General features: G+C 71.8%; 16 protein-coding genes. 10 read left to right on the top strand and 6 right to left on the bottom strand.

Going from position 1 to position 17,787, the window contains the following annotated elements; translation table 11 throughout:
- The 3 genes from NF681_08720 to NF681_08710 all read right to left on the bottom strand — a co-directional run bounded on the left by NF681_08720 (position 1) and on the right by NF681_08710 (position 3,176).
- Complete coding sequence (locus tag NF681_08720) at positions 1–750, bottom strand: electron transfer flavoprotein subunit beta/FixA family protein (protein UST55236.1); 750 nt, start codon at positions 748–750, stop codon at positions 1–3.
- Positions 751–910: 160 nt separating this feature from the next.
- Positions 911–2,203 (bottom strand): mechanosensitive ion channel, encoded by a 1,293-nt coding sequence (locus NF681_08715; protein UST55235.1) that lies wholly within the window; start codon positions 2,201–2,203, stop codon positions 911–913.
- A 19-nt stretch (positions 2,204–2,222) separates the two neighbouring features.
- Positions 2,223–3,176 carry a histone deacetylase family protein gene (locus NF681_08710; protein UST55234.1) on the bottom strand — a complete coding sequence of 318 codons (954 nt, stop codon included), beginning with the start codon at positions 3,174–3,176 and terminating at the stop codon, positions 2,223–2,225.
- Between the two features lie 77 nt (positions 3,177–3,253).
- Between NF681_08710 and NF681_08705 the strand changes: the two genes are divergently transcribed.
- The 5 genes from NF681_08705 to NF681_08685 all read left to right on the top strand — a co-directional run bounded on the left by NF681_08705 (position 3,254) and on the right by NF681_08685 (position 8,989).
- Positions 3,254–4,174, top strand: a complete 921-nt coding sequence (locus NF681_08705) for a MoxR family ATPase (GenBank protein ID UST55233.1) — start codon at positions 3,254–3,256, stop codon at positions 4,172–4,174.
- 10 nt (positions 4,175–4,184) lie between these two features.
- A complete protein-coding gene (locus NF681_08700; protein ID UST55232.1) occupies positions 4,185–5,156 on the top strand; it encodes a DUF58 domain-containing protein in 972 nt (323 codons plus the stop codon).
- Complete coding sequence (locus NF681_08695) at positions 5,150–7,186, top strand: DUF3488 and transglutaminase-like domain-containing protein (GenBank protein UST55231.1); 2,037 nt, start codon at positions 5,150–5,152, stop codon at positions 7,184–7,186. Before NF681_08700 ends, NF681_08695 begins: the two co-directional genes overlap by 7 nt.
- A 292-nt stretch (positions 7,187–7,478) precedes the next feature.
- Complete coding sequence (mltB, locus tag NF681_08690; protein ID UST55721.1) at positions 7,479–8,408, top strand: lytic murein transglycosylase B; 930 nt, start codon at positions 7,479–7,481, stop codon at positions 8,406–8,408.
- A 26-nt stretch (positions 8,409–8,434) separates the two neighbouring features.
- On the top strand, positions 8,435–8,989 hold the full coding sequence (locus NF681_08685) for an AAA family ATPase (protein ID UST55230.1): 555 nt from the start codon (positions 8,435–8,437) through the stop codon (positions 8,987–8,989).
- Between the two features lie 48 nt (positions 8,990–9,037).
- Here NF681_08685 and NF681_08680 read toward each other — a convergent pair whose 3' ends face one another.
- Both NF681_08680 and glpD read right to left on the bottom strand, forming a co-directional pair.
- A complete protein-coding gene (locus tag NF681_08680) occupies positions 9,038–9,583 on the bottom strand; it encodes a histidine phosphatase family protein (GenBank protein UST55229.1) in 546 nt (181 codons plus the stop codon).
- Positions 9,570–11,171 (bottom strand): glycerol-3-phosphate dehydrogenase, encoded by a 1,602-nt coding sequence (gene glpD / locus NF681_08675; protein ID UST55720.1) that lies wholly within the window; start codon positions 11,169–11,171, stop codon positions 9,570–9,572. Before glpD ends, NF681_08680 begins: the two co-directional genes overlap by 14 nt.
- Positions 11,172–11,380: 209 nt before the next feature.
- On the opposite strand from glpD, the gene NF681_08670 reads away from it, so the two are divergent.
- The gene (locus tag NF681_08670) at positions 11,381–12,151 is read left to right on the top strand and encodes a DeoR/GlpR family DNA-binding transcription regulator (GenBank protein ID UST55228.1); all 771 of its coding nucleotides are present in this window, start codon (positions 11,381–11,383) and stop codon (positions 12,149–12,151) included.
- Positions 12,152–12,176: 25 nt separating this feature from the next.
- Positions 12,177–13,670, top strand: coding sequence for a glycerol kinase GlpK (gene glpK, locus NF681_08665; protein ID UST55227.1), 1,494 nt, complete (start codon positions 12,177–12,179; stop codon positions 13,668–13,670).
- Positions 13,671–13,689: 19 nt separating this feature from the next.
- Here glpK and NF681_08660 read toward each other — a convergent pair whose 3' ends face one another.
- On the bottom strand, positions 13,690–14,868 hold the full coding sequence (locus tag NF681_08660) for an SUMF1/EgtB/PvdO family nonheme iron enzyme (GenBank protein ID UST55719.1): 1,179 nt from the start codon (positions 14,866–14,868) through the stop codon (positions 13,690–13,692).
- Between the two features lie 231 nt (positions 14,869–15,099).
- On the opposite strand from NF681_08660, the gene NF681_08655 reads away from it, so the two are divergent.
- The 3 genes from NF681_08655 to NF681_08645 all read left to right on the top strand — a co-directional run bounded on the left by NF681_08655 (position 15,100) and on the right by NF681_08645 (position 17,751).
- Positions 15,100–15,639 carry a TRAP transporter small permease subunit gene (locus tag NF681_08655; GenBank protein UST55226.1) on the top strand — a complete coding sequence of 180 codons (540 nt, stop codon included), beginning with the start codon at positions 15,100–15,102 and terminating at the stop codon, positions 15,637–15,639.
- Positions 15,640–15,709: 70 nt separating this feature from the next.
- Positions 15,710–17,239, top strand: a complete 1,530-nt coding sequence (locus NF681_08650) for a TRAP transporter large permease subunit (GenBank protein UST55225.1) — start codon at positions 15,710–15,712, stop codon at positions 17,237–17,239.
- On the top strand, positions 17,236–17,751 hold the full coding sequence (locus tag NF681_08645; GenBank protein ID UST55224.1) for a hypothetical protein: 516 nt from the start codon (positions 17,236–17,238) through the stop codon (positions 17,749–17,751). The genes NF681_08650 and NF681_08645 overlap by 4 nt, the downstream gene beginning before the upstream one ends.
- Positions 17,752–17,787: the final 36 nt, after the last annotated feature.

Here is a 17,787-nt window from a genome sequence, read left to right as displayed (position 1 = left end):
TCAGATCACCTTGGCTTCGTTCTTGAGTTTGTCCACCAGGGCGGCCACGTCGGCCACCTTGACGCCGGCGCCGCGCTTGGGCGGCTCGGCGACCTTCAGGGTCTTCAGGCGCGGCGCGACGTCCACGCCCAGGTCCTCGGGCTTGAGGACGTCGAGCGTCTTCTTCTTGGCCTTCATGATGTTGGGCAACGTCACGTAGCGCGGCTCGTTCAGGCGCAGGTCGGTCGTGACGATGGCCGGCAGCGTGAGCGAGACCGTCTCCAGGCCGCCGTCGACCTCGCGCGTGACGCTCACCCTGTCGCCCGAGACCTCGACCTTGCTCGCGAACGTGCCCTGGGGCAGCTCGGCCAGCGCGGCGAGCATCTGCCCGGTCTGGTTGGCGTCGTCGTCGATGGCCTGCTTGCCCAGGATCACCAGCTGCGGCTGCTCCTTGTCGATCAGCGCCTTGAGCAGCTTGGCCACCGCCAGGGGCTGCAGCTCGACGCCCGTCTCCACCAGGATGGCGCGGTCCGCGCCGATCGCCAGCGCCGTGCGCAGGGTCTCCTGGCACTTGGTCTCGCCGCAGGACACGGCGATGATCTCCGTGACCACGCCCTTCTCCTTCAACCGCACCGCCTCCTCGACGGCGATCTCGTCGAAGGGGTTCATGCTGTGCTTCACATTGGCCACGTCCACACCGCTGCCGTCGGATTTCACCCGAACCTTCACGTTGTAGTCGACGACCCGCTTGACTGGGACCAGAACCTTCATTGATATGACTCCATGAGATGGCAAAACCGCGTGCCTCCGAGAGGGCAACCGATCATTCTAGGGTCGGTCTCTTTGGACGGATGTCCGTTTCTGTCACCGCCGTGGCGGTCAGGCTCGAAGGAGTGTCCAGAAAAAAGAACGATCGTTCTTTTCTTTCAAATTATAAAGTAGCTTCGGACCCCGGGGGGAAGTTCCTGGGCCAGCGCTCCGGAAGGGACATCACCCGCAGCACCCGCTGCGGGCCGGGAATCTCGATCCCGGCCGCCCTCAGTCCTTCCAGGATGGCGATGTTGGTGGCCGAGCGCACGTTGTCCTTGCCCTTGTCCGGGTCGGCGACCCAGAAATGCAGGGTGAACTCGATGCCGTCCGGCGCGAAGGCCGTGAGGAAAGCGACCGGCGCCGGCTCCGTCATCACGCGCGGCTGAGCCCGCGCGGCGTCGGCGAGGATGGCCTGGACCTGCGCCACGTCGCTGTCGTAGCCCACCACGATGGCCGTCGTGAGGTTGAACTTGAGGTCGGCCAGGGAGAGGTTCTCCACTCGGCTGGTCATGAGCGACTCGTTGGGCACGATCGCCTCGCGCCCGTTGCCGGCGCGCACCAGGGTGTAGCGCGTCTTGATGTCGGTGATGCGGCCCTCGAAGCTGTCGATCTTCACGTTGTCGCCGATGCGGATCGAGCGCTCCAGCAGGATCACGAAGCCGCTGACGTAGTTGGCCGCCAGCTTCTGCAGGCCGAAGCCCAGCCCCACCCCCAGCGCGCCGCCGAGCACCGACAGCGCCGTCAGGTCGACGCCCACCGCCGACAGCGCGAACAGCAGCCCCACCAGCAGGAGGAAGGCGCGGATCGCGTTGGAGGCCACCTTGCGCATCGACAGATCGCTCACGGCGCGGCTTAGAACGCGTTTCTCGATCGTGGCGGCGATCCACAGCGCGATCACCAGCACCAGCCCGGCCGACAGCGTGCCTTCCAGGATCGTGCGCAGGCTCACGCGGTCCTTCCCGAAGACCAGCGTGATCCCGTCGAGTTCGGCCAGGACGGGCGGCAGCAATCCGACGATCCACAACACCGCGCCGAGCCAGGCGATCCACGACACCGTGCGCTCCACCAGCCCGACCAGCGCCGAATTCGGGAACACCGCGCGCAGCACGCGGGCGATGAAACGGATCGCCACCAGCGAGGCGAACACCGAGACCGCGATCCGCAGCACGACCACCACCTGGTGGTCCAGCACGGCGCGACGCGCGAGGTCGACGAAGACCAGGGACAGCAGCGGGAACAGGAGCCCGTCGAACGTGCGCTGGCCGAACCAGATCGAATCGCGCGGCTGGCCGCGGCCGGACCAGCGGCTCAGGCCCCAGGCCAGCGCGAGACAGCCGGCGAGCACCGCCAGTTCGAGCCACAGGCCGCCCATGCGCACCTGCCGAAGGCGTTCGAGGAAATCATCGAGGCGCATCGGTCGTCGCGACGTCCCGTCACAGGTCGGCCAGCACGCGCACGTGGGCCTCGACGCTGGTGGCCAGCGCGCCGAGGTGATAGCCGCCTTCGAGCATCGACACGATTCGCCCGCCCGCATGGCGCTGCGCGACGCCGCGCACGCGCTCGGTGATCCAGGCGAAGTCCTGTTCGTTGAGCCGCAGCTGGCCCAGCTCGTCGTCGCGGTGGGCGTCGAAGCCGGCGCTGATGAAGACCATCTGCGGCCGGAACGCCTCCAAGCGCGGCATCCACATGGCCTCGATCAGCTCACGCACGTCCATGCCCCGGGTGTAGGCCGGCACGGGCAGATTGAGCATGTTGGCAGCCGCGTGGTCGATGTCGGTGTGGGGATAGAACGGGTGCTGGAAGATGCCCACCATCAGCACGCGCTCGTCGCCGGCCAGGATGTCCTCGGTGCCGTTGCCGTGGTGGACGTCGAAGTCGACCACCGCCACGCGGTCGAGACCGTGCGCCTCCAGCGCGTGGCGCGCGGCGATGGCGACGTTGTTGAGAAAACAGAAGCCCATCGCCTGCGCGCGACCGGCGTGGTGACCCGGCGGACGCACGGCGCAGAAGGCGTTCTCCAGCGCGCCGGACATCACCGCGTCGGTCGCCGCCACGGCCGCGCCGGCGGCGCGACGGGCGGCCAGCACGGTGTGGCGCATGAGGACGGTGTCGGGATCGAGCAGGGCATGGTCGGGGCCGCCGGCGGGCGCGTCGGCCACCAGCCGCTGATGCAGGGACTCGAGGTGCTCCAGGTGCTCGACGGTGTGGGCCCGGGCGATCTGCGCCAGCGTGGCCAGGGGCACCTCAACGCGTTCGAGCGCGTCGCCCACGCCGGTCAGCAGCAGGCGGTCCTCGATGGCGTCGAGGCGCTGCGGACATTCCGGATGCCCGTCGCCCATGTCGTGCTTCCAGCAGTCGCGATGGGTGAAATAACCTGTCTTGCCCATGTCTCTGTCGCCTGCTCCGGCCCTACGTCGCGTGGGGCCGTCGGACCGTGCGTTATGGTTTGCATATGGATACAAAGATGGACGTGGCCGCGAAGCTCGCCAGTTTGCTGGGTCAGCTTAACACGGTGATCGTGGGCAAGGAGGCGCAGGTCCGCGACTGCGTGGCGTGCCTGCTGGCCGGGGGCCACCTGCTGATCGAGGACGTTCCGGGCGTCGGCAAGACGACGCTGGCGCACGCCCTTTCGCACACCTTCGGCCTGCAGTTCTCGCGCGTGCAGTTCACCGCCGACCTGATGCCCGGCGACCTCTCCGGCGTCGCCATCTACGACCGCAACAGCCAGACCTTCGTCTTCCATCCCGGCCCCGTCTTCGCCCAGGTGCTGCTGGCCGACGAGATCAACCGCGCCAGTCCCAAGACCCAGAGCGCGCTGCTCGAGGCGATGGAGGAGAAGCAGGTCACTATCGAAGGCGAGACCCGGCCGCTGCCCACGCCGTTCTTCGTGATCGCGACGCAGAACCCGCACGACCAGCTGGGCACCTACGCCCTGCCCGAATCGCAACTCGACCGCTTCCTGATGCGCATTTCGCTGGGCCATCCCGACCGCGCGGCGGAGCGCGAGCTGCTCGCCGGCGCCGACCGGCGCGAGATGCTGGCGCACCTGCCGGCCCTGCTCACGGCCGGCGAACTCCACGCGATCCAGCAGCGCGTCCAGCAGGTCCATGCCTCGGAGCCGCTGCTGGACTACCTCCAGGACCTCATCGCCGCCACGCGCAGCGGGCGCTGGTTCCTGCAGGGGCTGTCGCCGCGCGCGGGCATCGCGATCCTCCGGGCGGCCAAGGCGCAGGCACTGCTGGCCAACCGCGACTACGTGGCGCCCGACGACATCCAGGCCGTGCTGCCGCAGACCGTGGCGCATCGCGTGACCCCGGTGGGCGATGCTGGGCGCGGTGCCCAGGAACAGGTGCGCGCGATGATCGCCGCCGTGCCGCTGCCCTAGGACCGCGGCGATGACGACCGCGGCGCTGCGCCGGCGCATCGACGGCTGGTTCCTCTCGCGCCAGCCGGCCTCCGACCTCCTCGAACTCACCCAGCGCAACGTCTACATCGTGCCGACGGCCGCCGGCTGGCTGCTGGCCGCGACGCTCGTCGTCCAGCTGGTCGCGTCGATCAACTACCAGCTCAACCTGGGCTACCTGCTGACCTTCATGATCACCGGCTGCGTCGCCGTGGGCATGCACGTCGGCCACGCGACCCTGCGCGGACTGAGCCTGCACCTGCTGGCTCCTGAGGCGCAGTTCGCCGGCAGCGCGGCGGTGTTCCGCGTCGTGCTGCACAACGCGCGGCGGCGCGTGCGCTTCGGCATCGGCCTGGCCGTGCGCGGCAGCGGCCAGTGGGCCTGGACCGACGTGCCCGCCCAGGGCGGCGCCACCGTCGAGATCGCCTTCCGGCCCGAGCGGCGCGGCCTGCACGCGATGCCGGCGCTGACGGCGGAGACGCGGTTCCCGCTGGGCACCTTCCGCGTGTGGACGGTGTGGCGGCCGGCCTCGCAGCTGCTGGTCTACCCCGCGCCCGAGCCGCACCCGCCGCCGCTGCCCGTGGGCGAGGCGCCGCCCGCCAGCGCCGGCGCGCCGACCACGCGCACCGGCGGCGCGGGCGAATACGACGGCGTGCGCGCCTACCAGCGCGGCGATTCGCAGCGCCTGGTGGTCTGGAAGAAAGCCGCGCGCGCGCAGGCCGCCGGCTCCGACGACCTGGTCAGCCGCGACACCCGCCAGACCCAGCGCCGCGAGCTGTGGCTCGATGCCCGGGCCACCGGCCTGGCCGATGCCGAGGCCGCCCTCTCGCGCCTGTGCGCCTGGGTGCTGGCGGCCGACCGGCTGGGCCTGGACTACGGCCTGCGCGCCGGCGGCCGCCGGGTGGCGCCGGGCCATGGCGAGGTGCACCGGCGGCGCTGCCTGGAGGTGCTCGCCACATGCTGAGCGCGCGCACGACCTGGCGCGGCCTCGACCCGCGCACCCTGCCGCGCGACGCGCGCGACACGCTGTTCCTGCTCGGCGTGATCGCGCTGGTGGTGCTGCCGCAGCTGCCGACCCTGCCGACGTGGTGCGGCGCGCTGGTGGCGGGGGTGCTGCTCTGGCGCGGCACGCTCGCCGTGCGTGGCGCGCCGCTGCCGCACCGGGGCTGGCGTCTGGCGCTGCTCGCGCTCACGCTCGCCGCGACCTTCGCCACGCATCGCACGCTGCTCGGGCGCGATGCCGGGGTGACGCTGGTGGTGGTGCTGCTGGCGCTCAAGACGATGGAGCTGCGCGCGCGGCGCGATGCCTTCGTCGTCTTCTTCCTGGGCTTCTTCACGATGCTCACCAACTTCTTCCAGTCGCAGACGCTGCTCACGGCCGCGGCGATGCTGCTGGCCCTGCTGGGCCTGCTGACCGCGCTGGTCAACGCGCACATGCCGGTGGGACGGCCGCCGCTCGCGCAGGCCGCGCGCACGGCCGGCGGCATGGCGCTGCTGGGCGCGCCGATCATGCTGGCGCTGTTCCTGCTGTTCCCGCGCCTGGCGCCGCTGTGGGGCACGCCCAACGACGAGGTCACGGGGCGCTCGGGCCTGTCGAGCACCATGCGCGTGGGCAGCATCGCGCGCCTGGCGCTGGACGACGGCATCGCCGCGCGCATCCGCTTCGACGGCGGCCGCGTGCCGGACCAGCGCGCGCTGTACTTCCGGGGGCCGGTGCTGTCGGAATTCGACGGCCGCACCTGGACCGCGCCGCAGCCGTGGGAGCGCGGCTTCCTGTCGTCGGAGTTGCGCGTGCGTGGCGAGCCGGTCGGCTACGAGGTCACGCTCGAGCCCAGCAACCGGCCCTGGCTGCTGGCGCTGGACGCGCCCGCGCGCCCGCCCGACGTCTCGCACGTGCCCGGCCTGCGCGTGGTGGCGACGCCCGACCTGCAGTGGCTGGCCAACCGCCCGCTCGGCGACCTGCTGCGCTACCGCGCCGAGAGCCATCCCGATTTCCAGAGCGGCCCGCTGCGGCGCACCGCCGCCCTGCAGCGCGACGTGGCGCTGCCGCCGGGCGGCAATCCGCGCACCGTCGCGCTGGCCGCCCGGATGAAGGCCGATCCCGCGCTGGCCGCCGCCGGCACCCCGGGCTACGTGCGCGCGGCCCTGGAGCGCCTGCGCACCGGGGGCTATTCGTACACGCTGGAGCCCGGCGTCTACGGCGACGAGACCGCCGACGAGTTCTGGTTCGACCGCAAGGAAGGCTTCTGCGAGCACATCGCCTCGGCGTTCGTCGTGCTGATGCGCGCGCTCGACGTGCCCGCGCGCATCGTCACGGGCTACCAGGGTGGCGAGCTCAACGGCCTGGACGACACGTGGGTGGTGCGCCAGAGCGACGCCCATGCCTGGGCCGAGGTGTGGCAGGCCGGCGCGGGGTGGGTGCGCGTCGATCCGACCGGGGCCATCTCGCCCGAACGCATCGGCGCCTTCCGGCGCCTGGCGCCGCAACCGGGCTTTCTCGCCGGCGCGATCGGCACGATGAGCCCGACGCTCCTGCAGAATTTCCGCCAGGCCTGGGAGGCGCTCAACAACGCCTGGAACCAGCGCGTCCTCAACCACACGCAGAGCCGCCAGCTCGACCTGCTCAGGTGGCTGGGCTTCGAGGCGCCGAGTCCGCAGGACCTGGCGATCGTCCTGCTGTGGCTGCTGGTGGCGGCGACGGCGGCGGGCGGCGGCTGGACCCTGTGGGAGCGCCGCCGGCGCGACCCGTGGCTGCGCCTGCTGGCCCAGGCGCGCGCACGCCTGGCGAAGGCCGGGCTGGACCTGGACGCCGCCACACCGCCGCGCCGCATGGCCGAGCAGGCGACGGCGCGCTTCGGACCGGCCGCGCGGGCGGCGCACGACTGGCTGCTGCGGCTCGAAGCCCAGCGCTACGCGAAGTCGCCCGAGGCCGGCCTGCCCGCGTTGCTCGCCGAGTTCCGGCGCCTCGCCTGGCCGCGCCGGGACGCCGGCTGAAGCCGCGCGGTCGGATCGGCTCCTGCCCGGAGGAAGAGGGCGCGGGATGGGAACCTCCAGCCGCACGGGGTCGGCGTCCGGCCGGCACAATCCCTCGATGCATCGTTCCTTCCTCCGCATCGCGCCGGCCGGCGCCCCGGTCGCTCCGCGCCACGCCGCCACGCGCGCCGCCCTCCTCGCCTTCGCACTCGCCTGTGGCGCGTCGAGCGGCGTCGCGGCGGCGCCCCAGCAAGCGAAGCGCAAGGTCGCCCAGACGGTCGAGGCGACGCCCTACGCCACGCGCGAGGACGCCATGCGCTTCGCCGACGACGTCGCCGCGCGGCGCAACCTCGACCGCGAGTGGGTCCGCGCCACCATCGGCGCGGCGCGCTTGCTGCCCAACGTGCCGCGCCTGATGCTGCCGGCCACGCGGGGCACGGCCAAGAACTGGCGCGCCTACCGGGGCCGCTTCATCGACCCGGTGCGCATCGCCGCGGGCGTGCGCTTCTGGCGCGACAACGCCGCCACGCTCGCCCGCGCCGAGGCCGAATACGGCGTGCCGCCGGAAATCGTGGTGGGCATCATCGGCGTGGAGACCATCTACGGGCGCAACATGGGCAGCTTCCGCGTCATCGACGCACTGGCCACGCTGTCCTTCGACTTCCCCGCCGGCCATCCCCGCGCCGCCGAGCGCGAGGCCTTCTTCCGCGGCGAGCTGGAGAGTTTCCTCAGCACCGAAAGCCGCACCGCCCAGGACCCGCTCGCCCCACTGGGCAGCTATGCCGGTGCCATGGGCATGCCGCAGTTCATGCCCAGCAGCATCGCCAAGTACGCGGTCGACTTCGACGGCGACGGGCGCATCGACCTGGTCGACAACCCGGCCGACGTGATCGGCTCCGTGGCGAACTACTTCAAGGCCTTCGGCTGGCGACGCGGCATGCCCTCGACCTACCCGGTCGCCTTCGACCCGGCACGCCTGCGGATGGACGTGCTGATGGCGCCCGACATCCTGCCGACCTTCAGCGCCGACAGCTTCGTCGCCGCCGGCGCGGTGCTCCAGGGTCCGGCCCTCTCCCACCCAGGGCTGCTCGCGCTGATCGAACTGCAGAACGGCGCCGACGCGCCCACCTACGTCGCCGGCACGCGCAACTTCTACGTCATCACGCGCTACAACTGGAGCAGCTACTACGCGATGTCGGTGCTGGACCTGGGCGACGAGGTCAAGGCGGCGATGGCGCAGTGACGCCCGGACCGACGGACATCGATGCCATGCGGACGCTCGACGGGCTCGGCGAGCGCATCTGCATCCTGGGACCGTCCAACAGCGGCAAGTCCACCCTGGCCGCGGCCATCGCACGCCGGCACGGGCTGCCGGCCGTCCACCTCGACCGGCTGTTCCACCTGCCCCGCACCGACTGGCGACCCCGTCCGGAGGCCGACTTCCTGCGTCTGCACGACGAGGCGATCCGGCAGGCGCGCTGGGTCATGGACGGCAACTACACGCGCTGCCTGGATCGGCGCCTCGAACGCGCCACGGGCCTGATCCTGCTGGACGTCCCGACGGCCGTCGGCCTGCTGCGCTACGTCCGACGGACCTGGTTCGACCGCCGACGGCACGGCGCGCTGGACGGCGCCAGGGACAGCGTGAAGTGGTCGATGGTGCGCCACATCGCCATCGACACGCCACCCAAGCGACGGGCCTGGGCGGCATTGTTCGAGCGCGCCGACCTGCCCAAGGTGCGCCTGGCGACCACGGCGGCGTTCACCCGCTTCTATCGCGCCGAAGGCCTGACGCGCGAGGCTGCGGGCCCCACGCCACGCTGACCCCCCGGCGCCGGGCCGGACCCGCCGTCGGTCACGTCCGGCGTCGCGTCAGAGCCGCGCCTGGGCGCGCACGGCGCCCGCCGCGTCGACGACGAAGCCCTCGCCCGACGCCGCGAAGCGGCCCGTGAGCGCGGTGATGTTGACCTGGTGCGTCACCCACACCTCGAAGCCCGTGGCCGGGATGGCGCGCAACGCTTCCCGCAGCCGGGCCGTGGCGGCGGGCGACAGCGCCGCGTCGTCGAAGGTGGAATTGAGCGGCGCCCACACGTCGGACGCGCCGAAGGCCAGGCGCGCCGTGTCCTGGCAGCGGCACCAGGCGCTCGAACGCACGGCCGCCGGCCGCAGTCCATGGCTGGCGAACCACTCGCCGATGCGGCGCGCCTGCGCCCGACCCTCGTCGTTCAGGTTGCGCTGGGTCGCGCAGGAGGCCAGCGCGAAGCCCGGCGGATCACCGATGCCCGCCACCGTCTGCGCGTGACGGAACACCACGGCGCAACCACCCTGGCGCACCGCGCGCGGGAATGCCTCGTCGCCGGCCGCCCGGGCGTCGACCCAGGGCAGCAGCGCCAGACCCGCCAGTTCACGCCGTCGCATGCGCGACCTCCCGTCCGGAGCACGCCGCCAGCCAGGCGCCGACCGCCGCGCGCTGCTCGGCCGTGTAGCGCAGGCCCAGCTTGGAGCGACGCCACAACGCATCGTCGGCGGTGCGGACCCATTCCTGCGCCCGCATGAAGCGCAGTTCGCGCTCGTGCAGGCCGGGTGCGACCTCGGCGCCCAGATCGGCCGGCGACGCGGCGTCGCCCAGCACGTCGGCGATGCGGGCGCCGTAGGCGTGCGCCAGCCGGCGCGCGAGCGTCGCGTCGAGCCAGGGATGGCGCGCCAAGACGGCGGCGACGAAGCGCTCGAACTCGTCCACGGGCCGCTCGCCGCGCCGGCGCGGCCCGATCCAGCCCGACAGGTCGCCACCGGCGAGGAAGGCGCCGGCGGTCCACGCCGGGCGCCGCGCCGGTCCCTGACCGAGCAGGGTGCCGACCTCGTCGGCCGCGTCCTCGGCCAGCTTGCGGAAGGTGGTGATCTTGCCGCCCCACACCGACAGGAGCGGCGCGCCGTCGGTGTTGGCCTCGAGCAGGTAGTCGCGCGTGACGGCCGACGGATCGCCCGAGGCGTCGTCGAGCAGCGGCCGCACGCCGGAGTAGGTCCAGACCACGTCGGCCGGCGTCACGGGCCGCTCGAAGTAGCGGCTGACCTGCTCGCACAGGTAGGCGATCTCGTCGGGGCTGGCGCGGGCGGCGCCGGGATCGTCGCTCTTGATCTCGACGTCGGTGGTGCCGATCAGCGTGAACGCGTCCTCGTAGGGGATGGCGAAGATGATCCGCTTGTCGGGGTTCTGGAAGATGTAGGCGTGGTCGTGGTCGAACAGGCGCTTCACCACGATGTGGCTGCCCTTGACCAGGCGCAGGCTCTTGGTGGCCATGGTCTCGCCCCGGGCCGACTCCGCCACGCCGCGCAGGAAGGCCTCGGCCCACGGACCGGCCGCGTTGACGACGGCGCGGGCGCGCACGGTGCGCGTGCCGTCCGGGCCGTCGAGCGTGGCGGTCCAGCCGTCGGCCGCGCGCACGGCGCGGGTGCAGCGCGTGCGCGTCAGGACCTCGGCGCCGTGGTCGCGCGCGTCGACCGCGGTGAGCAGGACCAGCCGGGCATCGTCGACCCAGCCGTCGGAGTAGACGAAGCCGCGCCGGTAACGCGGCTTGAGCGGCCCGCCCGCCGCGTGGCGCCGCAGGTCGATGCCGCGCGAGCCCGGCAGCACCTCGCGCTTGGCCAGGTGGTCGTAGAGGAACAGCCCGACGCGGATCATCCACGCCGGCCGCGTCGCCGGGTCGTGCGGCATCACGAAACGCAGCGGCCACATGATGTGCGGCGCGCTGCGCAGCAGCACCTCGCGCTCGCGCAGCGCCTTCCTCACCAGCGAGAACTCGTAGTACTCCAGGTAGCGCAGGCCGCCGTGGATCAGCTTGGTCGAGGACGACGAGGTGTGCGAGGCCAGGTCGTCCTGCTCGCACAGGGTCACGCGCCAGCCCCGGCCGGCCAGGTCGCGCGCGATGCCGCAGCCGTTGATGCCCCCGCCGATGACCAGCACGTCGCAATCGCCGACTCCGGGGTCGGTCCCGGGAACCTGGGGCATGGGGGTGGTGGTCACGGTCGAGGTGGAGGTGGGGGTCGCGGCGGTCGTCGGCGTTGGCGCGTCGGAACGCCCTCGGGCGCCGGCGCTTTCGCATCCGTTCATTGTCTTTCCTTTGCGCACGGTTCTGCCGGATATTTTCCCTCGAACCGGTTCGTTTTGGTTCGTTCTACAGTAGAGCCCCTCGCACCGCCCGCCCCCATCCGTCGCACGTGAACACCAACCCCCGCCAGATCCGACTACTCGACACGGTGCGCGACCGCGGTTCGGCCACCGTCGAGGAACTCGCCGACCTGCTGGGCGTGACCCTGCAGACGGTGCGGCGGGACGTCCGGCGCCTGGCCGACGAGGGCCTGCTGGGCCGCTTCCACGGCGGCGTGCGATGCCCCGGCCCGTCGACCACGGAGAACATCGCCTACCGGCAGCGCGCCTCGCTCCACGCCGAGGCCAAGGCGCGCATCGCGCGCGCCGTGGCGGCCCGCGTGCCCGACGACTGCTCGCTGATCCTGAACATCGGCACCACGACCGAGGCCATCGCGCGGCAGCTGATGCGCCACACGGGCCTGCGCGTGATCACCAACAACCTCAACGTGGCGACCATCCTGAGCGGCAACACGGCCTGCGAGGTGATCGTGGCGGGCGGCTCGGTGCGCTCGCGCGACCGCGCGGTGGTGGGCGAGGCGACGATCGACTTCATCCGCCAGTTCAAGGTCGACATCGCGCTCATCGGCGTCTCCAGCATCGAGGCCGACGGGTCGCTGCGCGACTTCGACCTGCGCGAGGTGAAGGTCGCCCAGACCATCATCGCGCAGGCCCGCGAGGTCTGGCTGGCGGCCGACGCGAGCAAGTTCAACCGGCCCGCCATGATCGCGCTGGGCACGCTGGCGCAGATCGACCGGCTGTTCACCGACGCGCCGCCGCCCGCGCCCTTCCCCGAACTGCTCGAGCGCGCCGGGGTGCGCTGCGAGATCGCCGCCCCCTGAGGACCCACTTGGAGATCCCATCCCCATGACCTACCTGCTCGCCCTCGACCAGGGCACCTCCAGTTCGCGCAGCATCGTGTTCGACGCCGAGGGCCGCATCGTCGCGGTGGCGCAGAAGGAGCTGACGCAGTTCTATCCGCGGCCCGGCTGGGTCGAGCACGACCCGCAGGAGATCTGGACCGGCCAGCTCGCCACCGCGCGCGAGGTGCTGGCCAGGGCCGGATTGACGGCGCGCGACATCCGGGCCGTCGGCATCACCAACCAGCGCGAGACCACGCTGCTGTGGGACCGCCGCACCGGCGAGCCCGTGCATCGCGCCATCGTCTGGCAGGACCGCCGCGCCGAGCCCCTGTGCGCGCGGCTGCGCGAGGACGGCGCCGACGCGTTGATCCGCGCGCGCACCGGCCTGGTCGTCGATGCCTACTTCTCCGCCACCAAGCTGCGCTGGCTGCTGGACCACGTGCCCGGCGCCCGCGCGCAGGCCGAGCGCGGCGAGCTGGCTTTCGGCACGGTCGACAGCTGGCTCGTCTGGCGGCTCACGGGTGGCCGGGTGCACGTCACCGACGTCAGCAACGCCTCGCGCACGATGCTCTTCGACATCCACGCGAACCGCTGGGACGCCGAGCTGCTGGCGCTGCTGGACATCCCGGCGTCGCTGCTGCCGGAGGTGCGGCCGTCGAGTTCGCACTTCGCCGACATCGACGCCGAGCTGCTCGGCGCCGCGCTGCCCATCGGCGGCGTGGCGGGCGACCAGCAGAGCGCCCTCTTCGGCCAGGCCTGCTTCGACGCCGGCATGGCCAAGAACACCTACGGCACCGGCTGCTTCCTGCTGATGCACACAGGCGAGTCGTTCCAGCCCTCGCGCAACGGCCTGCTGGTCACCAGCGCGGCGCAGACGGACGCCCGGACGCGCTATGCGATGGAAGGCAGCGTCTTCGTCGGCGGTGCGGTGGTGCAGTGGCTGCGCGACGGCCTGAAGGCGATCCAGGGCAGCGCCGAGGTGCAGTCGCTCGCCGAGCGCGTGCCCGACGCCGGCGGCGTGATGATGGTGCCGGCCTTCACCGGGCTGGGCGCGCCCTACTGGAACGCCGAGGCGCGCGGCATCATCACCGGCCTGACGCGCGGCACCTCGGTCGCCCACATCGCGCGCGCCGCGCTGGAGAGCATCGCCTACCAGAGCGCGGCGCTGCTGCAGGCCATGAGCCGCGACGCGGTGGCCGCCGGCGGCGCGCCGGTGAGCGAACTGCGGGTGGACGGCGGCGCCTGCGTCAACGACCTGCTGATGCAGTTCCAGGCCGACCTGCTGGGCATTCCGGTGGTGCGGCCCGAGGTCGTCGAGACCACCGCCCTGGGCGCGGCCTGCCTGGCCGGCCTCTCGTGCGGCGTCTTCCCCGATACCGCCGCGCTGTCGAAGCTCTGGCGCGTCGAGCGCCGCTTCGTGCCGACGATGGAACGCGCCCAGGCCGAGGAGGCGATGGCGCGCTGGGAGCGGGCGGTGCGGCAGGCGACCGCGCGCTGAGCGTCGGCCGCGGCGCGCGTCAGACCGTGCAGGTGCGGAACCCCACGAAGCCCTCGTCCCATTCCGGCGATGCGAAGCCGCGCCGCTGCGGCGAGCGCAGGCGCGCGTGCGTGGCGAGCGAGGCGCCGCGCAGCACGCGCGCCTGGCCGAAGACCGGGCGCGGATCGAAGCCGGTGCCGGCGCTCCACGGGTCGGGCCGGAAACCGGGCCACGGGCGCAGGACGTTGGCCGTCCATTCGTGCACGTCGCCCCAGCGGAAGCCGTGGTGCGCCGAGGCCCGCGCCGCGATCTCCCATTCGACTTCGGTGGCCAGGCGGCGACCGGCCCAGCGTGCCCAGGCGTCGGCCTCCCACCAGGCCACGTGGACGACGCTGCGCTGGCCGGCCAGGCGCACGGCGCGCCCGAATCGGCGCTGCGTGACGGCGCCACCGGTGCCCTGGTGCGCGACGCCGATGTGCTCCACATGGCGCGGCGCGCGCCGTCCCTCGCGCTGTCGCGCGAGCCACGCGACGCCCTCGGGGCGCCAGAGCTCGAGGCGGTCGTAGCCGCCGTCGTCGACGAACTCGGCGAACTGCGCCCACGTCACGGGCTGGGCGTCGATCTCGAAGGCCGGCACCTCGACCTCCTGGTGACCGCATTCCTGCGCGAACGCGAAGCCCTCGTCGGCGCGGCCGAGCGCCCACGCGGTCGCGGGCAGCGCCAGGGGCTCGCGCGCCAGCGGCGGCGCCTCCAGCGGCACGTCCAGCGGCAGGCCGAGCGTCTGCGCCCGGACCAGCAGTTCCTCGCCGCAGGAATCCTCGTGGAACAGCGCGAGCCGGTAGAAGTACAGGCCCGCGTCGGTCTCGACCGCGCGCTCCAGCATGTCGAGCGTGTTTTCCAGGGTCTCCAGCAGGTAGGCGCGCGTGGCGTGGGCATCGGGCAGCGGCTCGAACATGCCGTGCGCCAGGCCGGGCGGGCGCTGCGCCCACCAGGCATCGGCCCGCGATTCGATGGAGGCCAGCCGCGTCGGGCGCGGCGAGCATGCGATGCCGAAGGCGCGCTGCGTGTTGCGCGCGATCCACCACTCGCTGAACCAGCCGGCGTGGCCGGCGAGCCACAGCGCGTCGGGGGCGTCCGCGCACATCGACAGCAGGTGCAGCGTGCGGTTGCGCGCGTCGATCAGGGCCAGCGACAGGAGTTCGCGTCCGGCCTCGCGCATGTCCGGACCGTCGATGCTGCGGGCGTGGGCCGGACGCGCCCGGCCGGGTGGTGTGGGGGCCGTGGGGTCGGGTGCGGGAGGCATCGGCGGATTATGTTCTCGGGGCCGCCCTCAGGGAAAACCCGTCGATGGTTTGTCGGCACCAACGCGGGCGCGGCGGCTACCATCGCGGGCTTTGCGCGGTGTTGTCCGACAACGACCGATGTCCCCACCGCGCCGGAGATTCCCACCTTGTCCGCACTCCTTCGATTCGCGACCCTCATGGACTGGGTCAGCGAGAAACTCGGCAAGATCGCCGGCGTGGCCGTGCTGGCCGCCTCGCTGATCTCCGCGGGCAACGCGCTCGTGCGCTACGGCTTCGACTTCAGCAACAACGCGTGGCTGGAGATCCAGTGGTACCTCTTCGCGGCCACCGTGATGCTCGGCGCGCCGGTGGTGCTGCGGTTCAACGAGCACGTGCGGGTCGACATCGTCTACGGGAAGCTCAAGGGCCACGGGCCGGTCTGGGTCGACCTCTTCGGGCTGACCTTCTTCCTGCTGCCGGTGATGGGCCTGCTGACCTACCTCACGTGGCCCTTCTTCTGGAACATGTTCCAGACCAACGAGATCTCCGGGAACATCGGCGGGCTGATCCGCTGGCCGGCCGCGCTGCTGATGCCCGTGGGCTTCGCCGTCATGTTCCTGCAGGGCGTGGCCGAGATCGTCAAGCGCGTGGCCCACCTGCGCGGCGACCTGTCGATGAGCACGCAGTACGAGAAGCCGTTGCAATGAGCACCGTCCTCACGCCATCCCTCGTCGCCACCGCCGCCGACACCGCCTGACCCCGCGAGAGCCCCACACAATGCAAATGGAAAACTTCGCCCCGCTGATGTTCGCGGGGCTCGTGGTAATCATGCTGATCGGCTTCCCGGTCGCGTTCTCGCTCTCCGCGCTCGGTCTGCTCAGCGGCTTCATCGCCATCGAGATGGGCTGGTTCCCGGCCGGCTTCATGGCCAACCTGCCGCTCAACGTCTTCGGCATCCTGTCCAACGAGACGCTGCTGGCCATCCCGTTCTTCACGCTGATGGGGGCGGTGCTCGAGAAGTGCGGACTGGCCGAGGACATGCTCGACTCGATGGGCCAGCTCTTCGGCCCGGTGCGCGGGGGTCTGGGCTACTCGGTGATCATCGTGGGCTTCGTGCTCGGCGCCATCACCGGCACCGTGGCCGGCCAGGTCATCGCCATGGCCATGATCTCGCTGCCGGTCATGATGCGCTACGGCTACAACATGCGCTATTCGACCGGGGTGCTGGCGGCCTCGGGCACCATCACGCAACTGGTGCCGCCTTCGCTGGTGCTCATCGTCATGGCCGACCAGCTCGGCACCGACGTCGGCCAGATGTACAAGGGCGCCTGGGGTCCCTCGATCCTGCAGGTGCTGATCTTCGCGGCCTACACGTTCCTGGTCTCGCGCCTGCGCCCCGACCACGTGCCCGGCCTGCCGCCCACGGCGCGCACGCTGCACGGCTGGGCGCTGTGGCGCAAGTGCCTGCGCGGCATCATCCCCTCGGCCATCCTGATCTTCGCCGTGCTGGGTTCGATGGGCGGCCTGCCCTTCATGGACCACGCCATCGCCACGCCGACGGAGGCCGGCGCCATGGGCGCGGTGGGCGCGCTGATCCTGGCGGCCGTCCATGGACGGCTGACGTGGCAACTGCTCAAGGACGCCATGGAGGGCACCATGCGCCTCACGGCCATGGTGGTGTTCATCCTGATCGGCTCGCGCGTGTTCTCGCTGGTGTTCCAGGGCGTGGACGGCGCGGTGTGGATCGAGCACCTGCTCTCGGGCCTGCCCGGCGGGCAGATCGGCTTCCTGATCGCGGTCAACGTCTTCGTCTTCTTCCTGGCCTTCTTCCTCGACTTCTTCGAGATCGCCTTCATCATCCTGCCGATGCTCGGGCCGGTGGCGCACAAGCTGGGCATCGACATGGTGTGGTTCGGCGTGCTGCTGTGCGTGAACATGCAGACCTCGTTCATGCACCCGCCCTTCGGCTTCGCCCTGTTCTACCTGCGCGGCATCGCCGACACGCTGTTCAAGAACGGTGCCCTGCCGCGCAAGGTGGAGTCGCGCGACATCTACCTGGGCGCCATCCCGTGGGTGGCGATGCAGTTGCTGCTGGTAGCCATCGTGATCTTCTTCCCGCAGACCGTCACCGTCTTCCTCGACAAGCCGGTGGTGGTCGACACGGACAAGGTCCAGTTGGAAATGCCCACCGAGGGCCAGCAGCCCGACAGCGGCAACATCGACATGGAAAACCCGTTCGGCACCACGCAACCCGACCCGGCCGCGCCGGCCGCTCCCGCCGCGCCGGAGCCGGCGCCGCCCCGGTGACGACCGCATCCGCTGCGGTGACGCCGCCCACCGACGACGCGCCGGAGATGGATGCGCGGGAGGCCGAGCGGCCGGTGCTGGAGAGCCCGGCCTATCCGGCCTTCCTGCGCGTGCTGTCGGTGGTCATCGTGGTCGACGTGGTCGCCCTGGCGCTGTGGAGCCTGCCAGCGCTGCGTGCGGCCACGTGGTCGGCCGGCAGCCTCGCCGTGCTCGGGCTGGCGGGCGTCGGCGTGGTGTGGATGGGCGTCTGGGTGGTGCGCAGCCGCACGCGGCTCGATGGCGACGTGCTGAGCCAGACCTGGCTGTGGAACCGTCGCGCGCACGCCGGCGAGGTGGTGCAGCTCAAGCTGGTGCACTGGGCACCGCTGCAGAAGGTGATCGCGCCACGCCTGCTGGTCAAGCGCCGCAACGGCGCCATCGGCTGGTTCCAGTCGGCCGACCCGGCGCTGCTCACGGCCTTCGCGCAGCGCGTGGGCGAGCATGCCGGACGCGCCATGCTGCCCCGCGCCTGAAATGACGAAGGCCCCGCCGGCGTCGCCGGAAGGGCC

Source organism: Comamonadaceae bacterium OTU4NAUVB1, from assembly GCA_024372625.1.
Classification (GTDB): Bacteria; Pseudomonadota; Gammaproteobacteria; order Burkholderiales; family Burkholderiaceae_C; genus Variovorax.
This window is presented reverse-complemented; position numbering and strand designations above follow the sequence as displayed.